Annotated in this window: 15 protein-coding genes; 13 read left to right on the top strand and 2 right to left on the bottom strand. The window is 41.4% G+C overall.

The genetic code is table 11. The features are described from left to right. The first annotated feature begins 20 nt into the window (after positions 1–20). The 8 genes from I2D69_RS02765 to I2D69_RS02730 all read left to right on the top strand — a co-directional run bounded on the left by I2D69_RS02765 (position 21) and on the right by I2D69_RS02730 (position 9,427). On the top strand, positions 21–479 hold the full coding sequence (locus I2D69_RS02765) for an Lrp/AsnC family transcriptional regulator (RefSeq protein ID WP_173717985.1): 459 nt from the start codon (positions 21–23) through the stop codon (positions 477–479). 521 nt (positions 480–1,000) lie between these two features. Next, positions 1,001–2,236: an ROK family transcriptional regulator gene (locus tag I2D69_RS02760; protein WP_148463107.1), complete on the top strand. Its 1,236-nt coding sequence runs from the start codon at positions 1,001–1,003 to the stop codon at positions 2,234–2,236. Between the two features lie 152 nt (positions 2,237–2,388). After that, on the top strand, positions 2,389–3,354 hold the full coding sequence (locus I2D69_RS02755) for a substrate-binding domain-containing protein (protein ID WP_148463106.1): 966 nt from the start codon (positions 2,389–2,391) through the stop codon (positions 3,352–3,354). A 97-nt stretch (positions 3,355–3,451) separates the two neighbouring features. Next, complete coding sequence (locus I2D69_RS02750) at positions 3,452–4,951, top strand: sugar ABC transporter ATP-binding protein (RefSeq protein ID WP_148463105.1); 1,500 nt, start codon at positions 3,452–3,454, stop codon at positions 4,949–4,951. After that, a complete protein-coding gene (locus tag I2D69_RS02745; RefSeq protein ID WP_148463104.1) occupies positions 4,944–5,930 on the top strand; it encodes an ABC transporter permease in 987 nt (328 codons plus the stop codon). Before I2D69_RS02750 ends, I2D69_RS02745 begins: the two co-directional genes overlap by 8 nt. Before the next feature lie 30 nt (positions 5,931–5,960). Next, positions 5,961–6,800: a transketolase gene (locus I2D69_RS02740; RefSeq protein WP_148463103.1), complete on the top strand. Its 840-nt coding sequence runs from the start codon at positions 5,961–5,963 to the stop codon at positions 6,798–6,800. Between the two features lie 4 nt (positions 6,801–6,804). Next, positions 6,805–7,746 (top strand): transketolase family protein, encoded by a 942-nt coding sequence (locus tag I2D69_RS02735; RefSeq protein ID WP_148463102.1) that lies wholly within the window; start codon positions 6,805–6,807, stop codon positions 7,744–7,746. 25 nt (positions 7,747–7,771) lie between these two features. After that, positions 7,772–9,427: a ribulokinase gene (locus I2D69_RS02730; protein ID WP_148463101.1), complete on the top strand. Its 1,656-nt coding sequence runs from the start codon at positions 7,772–7,774 to the stop codon at positions 9,425–9,427. Between the two features lie 149 nt (positions 9,428–9,576). On the opposite strand, the gene I2D69_RS02725 is transcribed toward I2D69_RS02730, so the two are convergent. After that, entirely contained in the window at positions 9,577–9,888 is a 312-nt protein-coding gene (locus I2D69_RS02725) for a helix-turn-helix domain-containing protein (protein WP_173717986.1), read from the bottom strand. Positions 9,889–9,923: 35 nt separating this feature from the next. After that, positions 9,924–10,241 carry an addiction module toxin RelE gene (locus I2D69_RS02720; protein ID WP_173717987.1) on the bottom strand — a complete coding sequence of 106 codons (318 nt, stop codon included), beginning with the start codon at positions 10,239–10,241 and terminating at the stop codon, positions 9,924–9,926. A gap of 355 nt (positions 10,242–10,596) precedes the next feature. Here I2D69_RS02720 and I2D69_RS02715 point away from each other — a divergent pair, with 355 nt between their 5' ends. The 5 genes from I2D69_RS02715 to I2D69_RS02695 all read left to right on the top strand — a co-directional run bounded on the left by I2D69_RS02715 (position 10,597) and on the right by I2D69_RS02695 (position 16,290). Continuing rightward, complete coding sequence (locus I2D69_RS02715; RefSeq protein ID WP_173717988.1) at positions 10,597–11,907, top strand: ABC transporter substrate-binding protein; 1,311 nt, start codon at positions 10,597–10,599, stop codon at positions 11,905–11,907. Between the two features lie 65 nt (positions 11,908–11,972). Beyond that, a complete protein-coding gene (locus tag I2D69_RS02710) occupies positions 11,973–12,869 on the top strand; it encodes a sugar ABC transporter permease (RefSeq protein ID WP_173717989.1) in 897 nt (298 codons plus the stop codon). A 3-nt stretch (positions 12,870–12,872) separates the two neighbouring features. Further along, positions 12,873–13,667, top strand: a complete 795-nt coding sequence (locus I2D69_RS02705; RefSeq protein ID WP_173717990.1) for a carbohydrate ABC transporter permease — start codon at positions 12,873–12,875, stop codon at positions 13,665–13,667. Positions 13,668–13,687: 20 nt separating this feature from the next. Next, on the top strand, positions 13,688–15,568 hold the full coding sequence (locus I2D69_RS02700) for a histidine kinase (protein ID WP_195379358.1): 1,881 nt from the start codon (positions 13,688–13,690) through the stop codon (positions 15,566–15,568). Then, positions 15,565–16,290, top strand: coding sequence for a response regulator (locus I2D69_RS02695; protein WP_195379357.1), 726 nt, complete (start codon positions 15,565–15,567; stop codon positions 16,288–16,290). The genes I2D69_RS02700 and I2D69_RS02695 overlap by 4 nt, the downstream gene beginning before the upstream one ends. Positions 16,291–16,305: the final 15 nt, after the last annotated feature.

The raw sequence follows: 16,305 nt of genomic DNA, 5'->3' as shown, positions 1-16,305 counted from the left end.
TATTTTACAGGAGGGCACTTATGTACCTGGATAATTTAGATGAACTGGATCAGAAGATTATCCAGTTACTTATAGAAAATGCACGTATCTCCTACTCGGATATCGGTGAAGAAACTGGCATTTCCAGAGTGGCAGTAAAAGCCCGGATTCAGGCTATGGAGAAAAAAGGGATAATTGAAGAATATACAACAATAATAAATCCTCAAAAAATCAGTGGGGCTGTATCCTGTTATTTTGAAATTGAAATAAAACCAGATCATTTGTCACAGGTGACGGATATTTTATACAAAGATGATACAGTCACACAGATTTATCGTGTCACAGGAAGAGATAAATTGCATGTACATGCAGTTGCTTCATCAAGTGATGAAATGGAACACTTCCTGCACAACGTCATTGATACACTGCCCGGCATTATCAGCTGCAGCTGCAATACAATCTTATCACGGATTAAGGATATTAAAGGGTTACGGTTGTAGAGGTCAAATTGAGGTGGAACACTATGGCTTCTTTTGAAGAGAAGGAGGATAAATTTTATTGTTATTATTTGCAATTACAGTGTAGGTAAAATAAAAGGCAATGAACCAGAAATGGTTCATTGCCTTTTGTGCGGTATGGATTATTTTAATTTTTGTTATTCATTGCCCATATTTTCTTTCTGCCGTATAATAGAACTAATCAGATTAGAATTCAAATGATGAACACACAAAAGATTTTCTATGAACACAAGTTTATAACCAAATGAACGGAAATGGGAACCTTTATAATTGCATAATGTTCAACGAATGAACTCTACGTGACAAAAATGGAAAAATATAAAACATGCACAAACTTAATACACGAAATTTGTTCATTAATTTAACACAAAATGATTGACTACTGGGGGATTTGCGTTAATATAATTAATACAAGGAGACGAGAAATGAACATTACAGAGTGTTAATGATTCGAACACATCAGTCTTAAGTTTAATAAAAAAACACAAAAGGTAGGGACAGCAATGAGACGTGGAATGAATAGCATGGAGATGCAGAAGAACAATCGGATCCTTGTTTTTAAAACTCTTCAGGAGAAAGGCATGATGACCAGAGCAGAGTTAGCCGTAGAGTTAAACCTGCAGAAAGCAACGATCACCAACATTATCAATGAGTTTTTTGAAATGGGGATTGTTGAAGTAAATGGTGAGACTGCCGCTGGACGAAGAGGTGAGAAGCTTAATTTGAAACTGGATGACATTTATACAATGTCCATAGGAATTACCCGTAAGGATTACCAGTTGGCGATTTTTGATCTTAGCGGCAATATGATCAAACACAGCTGCTGCAATTTTCAAAAAGAGAATGGCTTCCGGGAAATTGTTGAAAACCTGAAAGCCGATGCGGTGAAAATGGCAAATGAATATGGAAATAACCGTATCCTAGGAATTTGTCTGGCAGTGCCTGGACTGTTTATCAACAGACCGGAGAAGAACGAAGAAATCTTCATGGTTTCCGAATTCGAAGAGCTGAGCCAGATCAATGTGAAAGCTGAACTTGAAAAAGCACTTGGCAGAAAGGTTATGATCAAGCATGACGCCAAACTTTCCGCTTACGCAGAATGGAGATGTGCAGAGGAAATCAAAGGTCAGGAGCGGGGAAGTCTGGTAGTGGTACGATCCAGAGGATTTGGTATTGGTACTGGATGTGTTGTAAATGGGAATATTATGAATGGTCATTTGGGGCTTGCCGGTGAAGGTGGTTACATGGGAATCAATTATAACCAGGCAAGGGGAAATAAAGGAACCTTTGAATATTGTGCAGGTTCAGAAAGCGCGGCGCGATATGTGAAAGAAAGGTTATTCGAATTTCCAGACACTATTTTAAATGAGAAAAGTACATATCTGGATGTATTTGATGCATACCGGAAAGGGGATGCGCTGGCCACATGGGCAGTACATAAAGTAGCCTGGATGCTGGGATATGGAATTGCCAATATTATCTATCTGATCAATCCAGATTGCATCATTATTGGACCTGATTATCCGGATACAAAAGATTTTGTAAACAAAATCCGGGAGGCTATTCGAAATTTTGTACCTGCATTTGTGGAAGAAAATGCTTCTATAAGATATTCAAAAATCAGTCAGGAATCTTTCCTGTTGGGTGGATTTTACTATACATTTGATAATCTCTGCAGAAGAGATAATATATTTGATCTGATCCGAAGCGCTAAGGATGCGCGGTGGAAACCAGCCTGAAATCGGGCAGTGAAACATGTACTGATCATCTGATTATAACAAAATATGGGAACCTGCTAATGGAATCCGGAGTCCATGAACATCTTTTCGAAAAGTTATAATCAGAAGATAAAATAAATGAGCAGAAACGTAAAAAAAGGAGAAGAATCGAAATGAAAAAAAGAAATCTCGCATTAGCAATGGTACTGGCAATGGCAATGACAACAATGGGAAGCGCAACTGTATTTGCAGACGATGCATCTGATGATGCAGCTGGAAACGACTACACAATCGCATATGTACCGACCACAATGAACAACCCATTCTGGACCGCAATGCTTGGCGGTATCAAAGAAGAGATGGAAGCAAAAGGAATGGACGTTGATTCCCAGCTTGTAACAGTTGATGCAAACAGCGATCAGGCAACCATGAACAACTACGTAAACGACTTAATCGCTCAGGAAGTTGATGCGATCATCCTTGCTCCTATGGATTGTACAGCAGTAACAGAGGCTCTTCAGGCTTGCGAAGATGCTGGAATCCCGGTTATCAACGTAGACACAGCAGTTGATGCATCCGACAAAGTTGTTAGTATTATCGCTTCCGATAACTACAAAGCAGGTGTTGAGTGTGCAAAAGATATGATGAGCAAACTGGACGAGGGTTCCAAGATCGCAGTTATGGATCAGCCATCCGGAACAGCTTGTGTACAGCGTGAGCAGGGCTTCCTTGATACAGTTGGTGATTACTTCGAAATCGTATCTACAACAGATACAGAAGGTGACACAGCTAAGACAATGACAGCAGCAGAAGATGTTTTAACAGCTGATGATGACCTTGCAGCATTCTTCTGCATCAATGATATGGGCGCTCTTGGATGTGTACAGGCCGCTCAGGCAGCAGGCAAAGATGACATCCTGATCTATGGTGTTGATGGTAACCCGGACTTCATGGGATATGTTGCTGACGGTTCTGCTACAGCTTCTGCAGCTCAGCAGCCATCTGTAATCGGACAGAAAGCTCTTGACGCAGCAATCGATACTCTGGAAGGTAAAGAAGTAGAGCATGACCAGACTGTAGACGTAGTTCTGATCAACAAAGACAATATTGCTGATTTCGATGTAACAGATTGGCAGTAATCCATAATCCGTTATTGTCTCGAAATATCGGAAGACAGGAATGAAAACTGGCTGCCAGAGAGTGAAATCTCTGGCAGTTTTTCAGAGGAGCACAAATATGCAAAAAGAACTTTTACGTATGGAAAACATAGTAAAAACTTTCCCCGGTGTTAAAGCGTTGAATAATGCAGCAATCACAGTTCACGCCGGAGAGGTTATGGGATTTATGGGTGAGAACGGAGCCGGTAAATCCACACTGATGAATGTTCTGGGCGGTGTTTTTCCGGCTGATTCAGGAGACATTTATATTGAAGGAAAAAAAGTAGCAATCCATTCAATTCATGAATCTCAGGCTCTGGGAGTTGCATTTATCCATCAGGAACTTGCGCTGGAGCCATATCTTACAATTGCAGAGAACATCTTTCTTGGAAGAGAGATGAAGAACTCTTTTGGTATGGTAAGTAAAGATAAAATGGCAGAAGCCGCAAGACCATTTCTTGAGAGAGTTGGTCTTGATGTAGACCCAAATGAATTTGTAGGAAGACTTTCTATTGGACAGCAGCAGATGGTGGAAATTGCAAAATCATTTTCACTGAATGCGAAGATTTTAATTTTGGATGAACCGACATCTTCTCTTTCTGAAAAAGAGGTAGATGTGTTGTTTGATACAGTACGAGACCTTAAGAAACAGGGAATGGGCATTATCTTCATCACACATAAGATGGCAGAGGTATTCCAGCTTTGTGATGCAGTTACCATTATGCGAGATGGAGAATTTATGGGAGAACGTCAGTCAGCTGAATGTTCAGAGAGTGAGCTGATTTCCCTGATGGTAGGTCGGGACCTGGGTAACTACTATGTTCGTACTTATAATAAACCAGGCGACATCATGATGGAAGTTAAGAACATTAATGCAGGAAAAAGAGCAATCGACTGCAGCTTCCAGGTAAGAAGCGGAGAGATACTTGGTTTCTACGGACTGGTAGGGGCCGGAAGATCTGAGCTTATGAAAGCAATCATGGGACTTGATCCTATGGATTCCGGAGAGATTTATCTGAACGGAGAAAAAACAAAGAAACATGATCCGGCGTACATGCAGAAACATGGTATTGCCCTTGTTCCAGAGAGTAGAAAGACAGAAGGTCTTTTGTTAAACAATACCATCAAGTTCAATACTACACTTGCTGTACTGGATCGTTTCATTAAGAATCTGGTAGTAAATACCCGAAAAGAAGATGAGATCACAGAGGACGGAATCGAGAAACTTCACATTAAGACTCCTTCATCTCTTGTAAACTGTTCTACTCTTTCTGGTGGAAATCAGCAGAAAGTACTGCTGGCGAAATGGCTGGCTACTGATCCGAAGATTCTGATCCTGGATGAGCCGACTCGAGGAATTGATGTCGGTGCAAAAGCAGAGATTTATACCATCATCAACAACCTGGCGAAACAGGGACTGGCAATCATTCTGATTTCTTCAGAGATGCCTGAAGTAATGAACATGAGTGACCGAATGATGATCATGAGAGAAGGTCACATCATGGGTGAGTTAAGTCACGATGAGTATGATCAGGAACGGATTTTGAAGTACGCTATGGGGGTATCCAACAATGAATAATAAAAAATCACAGAGCTACGTAGGCCGGGCTGTAAAAAACTATTTTTCCCAGAACTGGGGAATCTTATTAGGCTTAGCAATTCTTTGCGTAATCTTTTCCATCTTTGGAAATAACTTTTTGACACAGAAAAACATTCTTAACCTGTTAAGAACATGTGCAACAAACTGCTTCCTTGCAATCGGTGTTCAGATGGCAATCATCCTTGCTGGTATTGACCTGACCGGTGGTGCACTTGCAGCGTTGAGTGGTGTTATGACCGTTGCAGCTTTCCAGTGGTGGGGATTCCCGGTACAGCTTGCTGTTCTTATGGGTATTCTGATTGGTGTTGTAATCGGTTTACTGAATGGTGTAATTGTTGCTTACACAGGAATCCATCCATTCGTTGTAACACTGGCAATGCAGTCCCTCTGTCGTGGTACTGCTTATCTGGTAGCAAACGGATCTCCTGTAACAGCTTATGGTAACGATGGTTTCGCAAAAATCGGACAGGGTTCTCTTGGACCAGTTCCGCTTCCAGTTGTATATATGATCATTTTCCTGATCCTGGACTATTTCTTCCTTAATAAAACCCAGACAGGACGTCATATCTATGCAGTTGGTGGAAACGAAGTATCCGCTCGTTTCTCCGGTATTAATGTAAAGAAGATTAAAATTCTTGTATGGACAATCAGTGGTGCGCTTGCTGGCTTCTGCGGTGTAGTTCTTGCTTCCCGTCTTGCTTCCGGACAGCCATCCACAGGCGAAGGTTATGAGACAGATGCGATTGCAGCAGCGGTACTTGGTGGAACCTCTTTCTTCGGTGGTACAGGTTCTGTAGGTGGACTTCTGATCGGTGTTCTGATCATCGGACTTATTTCAAATGGATTAAACTTAATGCATGTCAACTCTTATTGGCAGTTTGTATTAAAGGGAATTATCATCATCGCAGCAGTTTATGTTGATATGGTGAAACAGAAAAAACAGAACGCAGCAAAATAATCATATAAATTCAAAAAGGAGACTAAACAAATGGACAGCAAGAAGAAAAAAGAGTTGGAGTTATGGGCTGCAAAAATTCGTAAAACAGCTTTGCAGACAATCCAGACTGCAGGTTCCGGACATATTGGAGGATCTTTCTCCATCTGTGATATTATGTCAGTACTGTATTTCGACAAAATGAATGTAGATCCGGCAAACCCGGACAAGCCAGACCGTGACAGACTTGTTCTTTCCAAAGGACACTGCTCACCGGCAATGTATGCAACATTAGCTCTCAAGGGATTTTTCCCGGTAGAACATCTTTCTACATTCCGTAAACTGGACAGTGATCTTTCCGGACATGTAGAGATTCATGTGCCAGGTGTTGATATGTCTGCGGGTTCTCTTGGACAGGGACTTTCCACGGCTCTTGGAATGGCTATGTATGCAAAAGCAAATAAGACTGGAAACCGTGTATTCTGTATCATGGGAGATGGTGAAATTCAGGAAGGCCAGGTTTGGGAAGCTGCTATGTGTGCAGGCTTCTATAAAGCTGATAATCTGATCGCATTTGTAGATAATAACAATCTTCAGCTGGATGGCTCTCTGGAAGAAGTTATGTCTCCATACCCGATCGGTGACAAATTCAAAGCATTTGGCTGGAATGTGATCGAAATCGACGGACATGATGTAGAGCAGATCGCAGACGCTGTAGAGCTTGCTTCTGTAGTAACCGGAAAACCTACTGCAATCGTAGCACATACTATTAAAGGCAAAGGCGTTTCCTTATTTGAAAATAATGTTGACTTCCACGGCGGACAGCCAAAACCGGAACAGTGGCCGGCATGTTTTGCTGAATTGGATGCTAGACTTGCGGAACTGGAGGACTGATAAAATGGGAGAGAATATTTCAACAAGAGTAGCATATGGACGTGCATTAGCTGAATTTGGTGCAGATGAGAACATCTATGTATTTGACGCAGACTTAAAGAAATGCACCATGACACTTTATTTTTCAGAGAAATATCCGGAACGTTTTTACAACATCGGTATTGCTGAGGCAAACATGGTAGATGTTGCAGCTGGTTTTGCAACATGTGGAGCAACTGCTCTGGTACATACATTCGCTATTTTTGCAGCAGGCCGTGTTTATGACCAGGTAAGAAACAATGTCTGCTATCCAGGATTAAATGTAAAGGTAGTAGGAAGCCACGCTGGCCTTACAGTTGGTGAGGATGGTGCAACCCATCAGGCTCTTGAGGACATCAGCCTTATGCGTACAATTCCGGGAATGACTGTAATTGTTCCATGTGACGCAAATGAGACTCGTCTTGCAACAAAGGCTATGCTTGATTTCCAGGGACCATGCTATTTCCGTACAGGGCGTCCGGCAGTTGAGTGTGTAACTGATACAATTGAGAATTACTCATTCGAGATTGGCAAAGGCGTACAGCTGAAAGATGGTAAAGACGTTACAATCATTGCATGTGGCCTTATGGTTCAGGAAGCTCTGAAAGCACAGAAACTTCTGGAGGCTGAGGGAATCAGTGCAAGAGTTATTGATATGCATACAATTAAACCGATTGACCGTGATATCATTCTCAAAGCAGCAGAAGAGACCGGTGCAATTGTTACAGCAGAAGAGCACAATGTGATCGGCGGACTTGGAGCAGCTGTTGCAGAAGTTCTGGTTCAGAACAAGAGTATTCCGACTGAGTTTGTTGGAGTTCAGGATACATTTGGACATTCCGCTTCTCCGGCAGAACTGCTGAAACATTACGGATTAACCCCTGAGAATATTGCTGAGAAAGCAAAGAAAGCAATTTCCAGAAAATAATTACAGGAAAGAAACGGTTAAGCAAATGGCAGAAAGTTATGTAATTGGAGTTGACTTCGGAAGTGATTCTGTTCGTGTGCTTATTGTAAATACAGAGACTGGGGAAAATGTTGGACAGGGTGTTGCCTGTTATCCACGTTGGAAAGCTGGACTCTATCAGCATCCGGAGCACAGCATTTTCCGCCAGCATCCATTAGATTATCTGGAATCTTTGGAAAAATGCATTACGACAGCACTGGCAGAGCTTACCGAAGAGCAGAAAGATCATGTGATTGGAATTGGAGTGGACACTACTGGTTCCACTCCGGTTCCGGTAGATAAAAATGGAACTCCGCTGGCGCTGCTTGATGAGTTTGCAGAGAATGAAAACGCCATGTTTTTCCTCTGGAAGGATCACGCTGCAGCTGCTGAGGCGGACGAGATAAACAAGTTATTCAGAAACAACAGTGAGAATGACTATACCAAATACCAGGGAGATTACAGTGCGGAATGGTACTGGGCAAAAATCCTTTATGCAGTGAGACATGATGAAGCAATCCGCCAGGCAGCTTATACCTGGGAGGAGCATTGTGACTGGATGACTGGTATTCTTTGCGGGGAAACAAGACCGGAGAAAATTTACCACAGTGCGTGTGCAGCTGGTCATAAGGCTTTGTGGCACAGCGAGTGGAACGGTCTGCCGGCAGCTTCTGTTCTGGAACAGCTAGATCCGTATCTGGTACAGGTTCGCGAGCGGTATGGAAATGCACCGCAGCCGTCTACTGTGAAGGTTGGAACTCTTTGTCCGGAATGGGCTAAGAAACTGGGATTAAAAGAGAGTACTGTGATTTCAGGAAGCTCTTTTGATGCTCATGCAGGCGCTGTGGGTGCTGGTATTCAGAAGAAGACTTTTGTATGTACGATGGGAACTTCTTGTGTGGATATGTTCGTGGAGAAGCCGGAGAACCTGAAGGGAAAAGATATTCAGGCGTACTGTGGACAGGCTGAGAATTCCATTTTGCCTGGATACGTAGGCGTGGAGACCGGACAGGCGGCTTTTGGAGATATATTTGCATGGTTTAAGAGGCTGTTGGAGTGGCCGCTGGCAGAACTTGCAGCTGATGAGAATTCTGGTATTTCAGATGAACTATACAAAAAAGTCGAAGATCGGATTTTGATTATGCTGCAGAAGAAGGCGGAAGAACTTCCGGAAGAGCCATTCCCAATTGCACTGGACTGGTTTAATGGGCGCCGTTATCCAAATACAGACGATTTCCAGAGATCTGCCATTTCCGGATTATCGCTGGGAATGGATGCGCCGTATCTCTACCGCAGTCTTGTGTTTGGAGCCGTATGTGGTCTGTACCGTCTGATTGAAGGTTTCGAGAAACAGGAAATTGATATTGAAAAGGTGATCGCGGTAGGTGGAATTTCCAAGAAATCACCTTATGTTATGCAGATGTTGTCTGACTTAAGCGGACGTGAGATACACATTCTGGACAGTGACCAGACATGTGCACAGGGAGCCGCTATGTATGCCGCTGTGGGAGCTGGAATTTACGAGACATTGGAAGTGGCAGCAGAGCATATGGCAGCGAAATGTATTAAGATTTGCAAACCGGATTCTGAGAAGAAAGACTGGTATAAGAAACATTACCAGGAGTATCTGAAACTGGCAGAAGCGGTTAATAAATTAAGCTGAAGATAGAAATTGCTATAAAATTTTGAAAAAACCTCAGAAAAATGTAGGCTGGTGTTCACCGAAAGGTGGCACCGCCTACATTTTTCTGTCCAGTGGATAATCAAAGCTCTTGAGGGTCTGGTGAGAACCAGACCCTTTAATGGAAGCTGTTATTTTGCCACTACATAATTGGTTTCCTCCAGCTCATCGGAAGCTAACATTTCCAATAAGCGGAACGCTGGACCGGAAGGATGAGTCCGTCCTCCTTCCCAGGCCTCAACTGTTTTTTTGGATACGCCCATATATGCAGCAAAAACACTTTGCGTCATTCCTGCTTTCATCCTGATGTCTCGGATTTCTGCACTGGAATATTCCTTTACAGGTGCAATCGTATAAGTCTTAATACGTGCAGTGCCTTGACCTTTTTCATATGCAATTGCTTCTTGCAAGCCTTGCTTTAAATCATCAAATAATGTACTCATAAAGATCAACTCCTGTTCTTGGCAGCCTCATTTTTTTAAGATTTTACCAATTTTCTAAGCACATTTTTCTCTTCTGTAGAAAGATTTTCCTGCTCCTTTTTTTCAAACGCTGTAATCAGATAAAGCATTTCATATTCTGCAAAATCTGTATAACAGACACGTACACTTCCGCTTTTCCCTTTATTTTCAAGAGGAAAACAAACTTTACGGATTCCACCAGTTCCTTCCATAACAGGACCGGATTCTGGATCCTTTAATAACATGATTTGCAAAGAACGCAAATCATTATCATTAAGACCAATTTCTTTCCAGCGTTTGGTAAAAAGGGGAACTTCAATAAAAGTTCTTGTCATTAGTATCCACCTTTCTATCAGTTATATTACCATACTACACCCTATTTTATAGGGCGTCAACTGAAAATTCATGAATTAAAACTTTGAATAACTGTGCGTCGCATTCTCGTTACTTCAGTGATGAGTTATGCGCACTATTTTTTTGAAGATAGAGTTAGGGACTTGTTTTATGCGGCTGTTTTATAATATCACAAAATCAAGAAAAAGAGAATGGAGCTTGTGAAACTATTTTTTACAAAAAACTAATTTTTTGACACATTTTTATAACAAAAATGACTATCAGATTACTCGTGCAAATGGTAAATTATAGTCAAATAAAACAAACGTGATTCTTAAATGAAAGGAGAATTAAAACATGAAAAAGAAAATGGTATGCATCTTAATGGCAGGCGTTATGGCCTCACTTGTACCGGCACAGATGGTCTTCGCAGAGGGCGACGGCGGAGAGAAAACAGTTGTAAAATTCCAGACCTGGAACCCAGGGGATGAGGAATATACACATGCAATGCTGGAGAAATTCGAAGAGGAGCATCCGGACATTCAGATTGATTATACTTTTATGCCGTATACAGATCATGTAGAGAAGCTGAAAGTTGATCTTTCAGCAGGAGATGCTGCAGATGTTTATGGAGTTCAGACCGGAGCAATGTATAAAGAATTCCGTGACTTCGAAGAAGATCTGACCCCATATATGGCTGAGAAATACGGTGATGACTGGACCTCTAATTTCAATGAATATGCAATGTCCCTTCTTCAGGGTGATGACGGCGAATATTACGCAGTTCCTCTGGGACTCAGCTATGCCGGATATGTATGGGCAAACATGTCTTACTTTGATAAATATAATCTGGAGCTTCCGACCAACTATGATGAACTGAAAGAAGTATGCCAGACATTCCGTGACAATGGTGAATATCCTCTGGTAATTGGAGCAAAAGATTCCTGGATCAACATTGATACCTGGATGAATATTGCAGCTGATATTAATACTGAGAAGCTGTATTCCGCAATTGAAGGCGAGACTCCATTTACAGATGAGGACCTGGTTCAGTCCTTCCAGATCTGGCAGAACTGCTTTACAGACAGTGTTTTCCAGGATGGAGCACTTGGCGTAGGAATGTATACAGATTCCACTGATATGTACCAGAAGGAAGGTTCCATTCCTATGATTCTCAATGGTTCCTGGGCACTTGGCGCTTACATGGATAGTGATGAGCAGAGCCAGGAAGTTTATAACAGTGAAGGTGCAAACCATAAGATATTCTTAATGGATTGGAATAACGATGGAAAGATTGCACCAGTGGAAGAAGCTGTTGATGTATCTCTGGCAATCAACAATCAGTCCAAGGTTAAAGATGCTGCATGGACATTTGTTGACTGGATGATTCATGAAGGCGCAGATACTCTTGTAAACGGACAGTTACAGTACATGCCGGCACGTAACGACATGGAGCTTAATGTAGAAGGTCTGAACGAGAATGGTACTGAAAATCTTGAATACTGTGTAGAGCAGGGTAAAAATAATGTAGGCGGATACAGAGAAATGGCTTATGCAGAGCTGAAAGAGACAATCAGCAATGAGCTTACAGAACTTGCTCTGGGAGATGTTACACCAGAAGAGGCAGCAGAGACGATTGAAGCAGCTTCCCAGGCACAGGAAAGATAAATTTTATTAAGTATAAAAAGGCTGCCCTCACTTTGGGCAGCCTTTTATAAAAAAGGAGGAAAATCATGGCCTCAGCTCGAAAAAGGAAAGATTGCTTTACCAGCTTTCTGTTTGTACTTCCCCTTTTGGCATTGTTTCTTGTTTTTTTTGCTTATCCTATTATTTATAACATTGTCATCAGCTTCTATGACTGGAATGGAATCAGCGTAGAAAAAGTTTTCGTAGGTTTCGCAAACTACAAAAAGCTCTGGGCTGATCCTGTAATGCAGAAAACATTTCGAAATTTTGTCATTATTGCAATAACCACTACGGTTGTTCAGTCAGCACTTGGACTTATGCTGGCATCCTTTTTCATCAGAAAGATAAAGTTTTCCGGGTTCTATAAAATCCTTTTTTATCTTCCGGCAATCTGTACCTCCACAATTGTTGGTACTGTATTTTCGAAAATTTTCGAAACAAACCGTGGTTACCTGAATGTGATCCTGCGGGCACTTCATCTGGATTTTCTCTGTCAGCAATGGCTTGCAACACCGAAGACCGCACTTGCATGTCTTTTGTTCGTAAATATCTGGCAGTGGACCGGTTATAGTATGTTGATGTATTACACCAACATGCTGAACATTCCACAGGATCTTTATGAGTCAGCGACTATTGATGGTGCAGGCAGCTTTAAACAGTTTATTTACATAACTTTCCCACTTCTTCGCGGTACTCACATTACCCTGATTATTTTGGACATTCTGGGTGCGCTGAAGTTTTTCGATCTTTCTTATGTATTGACTGATGGTGGACCGGCACATGCTACTGAGACTTTTTCTACATATATATATACGAAATCATTTAGTACGTTTCAACAGGGACAGGCTTCCACCATTGTTGTATTTATGTTTTTGATTGCTATGGTGCTGACCGTTATTCAGTTGAAAATCTATTATAAAAAAGACAGGAAGGAGATGAACTAGCCGATGAAAAATTCACTATCTTATAAAATAGTTACTCAGGTTATCTGTGTGATTCTGCTGGTTATCTTAGTCTTTCCACTGTATTTGATGGTAGAAAAGTCCCTGGCAGTTAATGGACTTGGAAACTATACAAAAGTATTTGAGTATTTCAACTTGCTTCCTAATATTATTACAAGTATTATTGTGGTAGGAGGAACGCTTATTGTTGTCTCAATTGTAGTTTCCATGGCAGCATACGCATTTTCCAAACTGGAATTTCCACATAAGCAGGCTGTTTATTATCTGATTCTTACAGGTATGATGATCCCTACATCTGCATTAATCTTTCCGCTTTATCAGATCGTAAGGGGACTTCATCTGAACAATACCGGATGGTCATTGGTATTTCCATATGCTACGGCAAGTGCCTGCTTTAATCTTATGGTTCTGACCAACTACTACAATGCATTGCCGGATGAACTGATCGATGCAGCGAAAATCGATGGTGCAAATAAATGGACTACATTTATACAGATCATGCTTCCAATTGCAAAACCAGGTCTTGTTTTTGTACTGATCCAGACCTTTTTATCTGCATGGAATGAACTTCAGATGGCGATCATTTTCGTTAATGATACTTCGAAACAGCCGCTTTCTGTTGTGCCGCTTCGGTTTGCACAGACAACTTCCAGTTCCGGCTTTACTATTAATAACCTGTTTGCAGCGTGTATTATCTGTCTTTTGCCGATTGCGGTTTTCTATATCTTTGCATCCCGGCAGCTGATGGCAGGACTTACTGCAGGAGCTGTGAAGGGTTAAGCTAAAGGACGGCCTGTTTTATGAAAAAAAATTCTTCGCACAAAACGCTTAGTATTGTGAAACGTATCAGCATTACGAATATTGGAATCTTTATCATTGCCTGTATCTTAAGTATTGTGGCAACTTTAAAGCTGAATGTGGAGTACCATATTGACCGGGATGCACAGATGATGAAGGTCTATATTTCCAATACTCTAAGTTCGATTGATAATACTCTGAAAGATATGGGAAGGGTTTCGCTGATCGCGTTTTCCGATCAGACGGTGCAGGATATTCTGAAAGGTACTGATTATTCTTTTGATGAGAAAATGGAGAACGAAGAGTATCTTAAAAAACTCTATTCTTCTATGATTTCAATCAGGGATGATGTGCGGGGAATTTATATTTTTAATAATGAGGATATGGTGTTTTACAGTGATACCTGGAATCCATTTTTGGGATTTGACTGGAATGTAGAATCTTTTTTTCAAGATGTAAAGATAAATTCTGACCTTTCTACAAATATTTCGGGATGCCATATGTATGTGGGTACGCTGCCTGAGGGATTTAACTACACACAGACTTATACAAAGAACATTTTCCAGGAGAATAATATTTATCTGGTCCGTCCCATTCGCAGCTTTTCACCGTTCGAAGTTATCGGTTACATTGCACTGCGTACGCCTATCCTTACTTTACAGAAAATATGCAGCAATTATCTGGAAGATAATATTTCCTATATTGTTGCTGATGAAAATAATAATGTTGCATGCAGTTCTAACGAGAAAATTATTAGCAATAATCTCGAGGACATTTATCCAGAGCTTCTGGAACAGGTGAATGGTGCAAAAGGATCTTTTAGCCTGATTCTGAATCAGGAAAAGTATCTCTGTGCCTACCAGCGTTCTGATTACAGCAATATGCTTCTGATCACGCTGAAAAATTATGATTCTATTTATGATGAACTGAGCATTCTGGTGATAACCTGTATTGTGATCACGGTGATGAGTGCGCTTTTTGTATTGTTCTGTGCATATGGTTTTACCAGAAAAAATCTGAAAAGGCTTACGGATTTTTCGTTGGATATTCAGAATTTCCAGCCTGGAGATCTTACAAGACAGTATGATGTGGGATATATGGATGAGGTTGGCGTACTGAAGGATTCCTTTAATAAAATGATTCGCCGCCTGAACGATCTGGTCATTTCGGAGTATCAGGCAAAGGATGAGCTTCAGAAAGCGGAAATTTCTGAGCAGAAAATGGCAATGCTGTATCTGAAGCAGCAGATCAATCCTCATTTTCTTTATAATACACTGGATATGATCCGTTTGAAAGCTGCTATTAATAAGGATACGGAAGTGTCTCAGATGCTGATGAAGCTGGTGAGCTTTTACCGTTTAAGTACCAAGGTGTATGATTCTATGGTGGCAGTGCGCAAAGAGGTAGAAATGCTGGATGCTTATATGAGTCTGATGTGCTATCGGTATTCAGATATTATATATCGTTCAGAAATTGAACCTGGGGCATTGGATATAGAGATTCCCAACTTTATTCTTCAGCCGCTGCTGGAAAACGGTCTGATGCATGGGTTGAAGGACAGGCGGTATCAGGGAACGATCATTCTTAAAATATATAGAAATGAGCAGGACAAAAATGAACTGAACATCTGGCTGATCGATGATGGAATAGGAATTCCAGATGACAAAATGGCAGAGTTGAATGCGTATAATGCAAAGGACAGTGAAGCTCTTTATCGTGTGCAGACCAGAACTGAGGGTGACCGTACCCACCTGGGTGTTATCAATGTGATCAGCCGTCTGAAGCTTTATTATCAGGAGAATGCGGAAGTGATCTATATGCGGAACGAGACTGGAGGAACTACTGTAAAAATTAAGATTAAGACAGCGAGTGAGGAGACATGAATAATTGCAGAGTACTTTTAGCAGATGATGAGGCCGCGATCCTGGAAGGGTATAAATTACTTTTCGACTGGGAGAAATATCAGTGTGAGGTTGTGGGGACTGCCATGGATGGACGTGAGGCAGTGGAGAAAGCCCGTGAGTTAAAGCCAGATATTGTAATTATGGATATCAATCTTCCGAAGCTTAACGGGCTGGAAGCCATACGTGCCATTCAGGAGACTGCTCCGGCAGATCATCCCATTTACATGATCGTAGTTACCGGGTATGATGAATTCTCTTATTGCCAGGAGGCACTAAGGCTTCGAGTTTCGGATTTCCTTTTGAAGCCAATTGATTTTGATGCTTTTGGTGAAGTGATAGAGGGTGTTGTGAAAAAGGTAATGGAGAATCCTAACCGTCAGGTGGTTCTGTCAGATACCCTGAAAAAGATTGTGGACTATGTAAATGAAAATCTTTCTGATGAAGATATGCGGCTTACATTGCTTGCAGAAAATATGAATATGAATCCGAATTACATCAGCCAGTTGTTTAAAAAAGAGCTGGGATGTGGATATCATGCCTACCTGAACCAGGTTCGTGTGGAAAAGGCGAAAAAATATCTGAGACAGACCAACGAACCGATTACTGTTGTAGCAGAATTAGTGGGGTTCAGTGATTATCGTATTTTTACGAAAATATTTAAGGGGATTGTGGGAGTTACTCCCTCGCAGTTCCGAAAATAAAATATATGGGAGGTA

The organism is Ruminococcus sp. D54t1_190329_F1 (genome assembly GCF_015551645.1).
Lineage (GTDB): Bacteria > Bacillota > Clostridia > Lachnospirales > Lachnospiraceae > Blautia_A > Blautia_A faecis.
The sequence above is the reverse complement of the archived record's forward strand: the minus strand, read 5'-3'. Positions and strand labels throughout refer to the sequence as shown.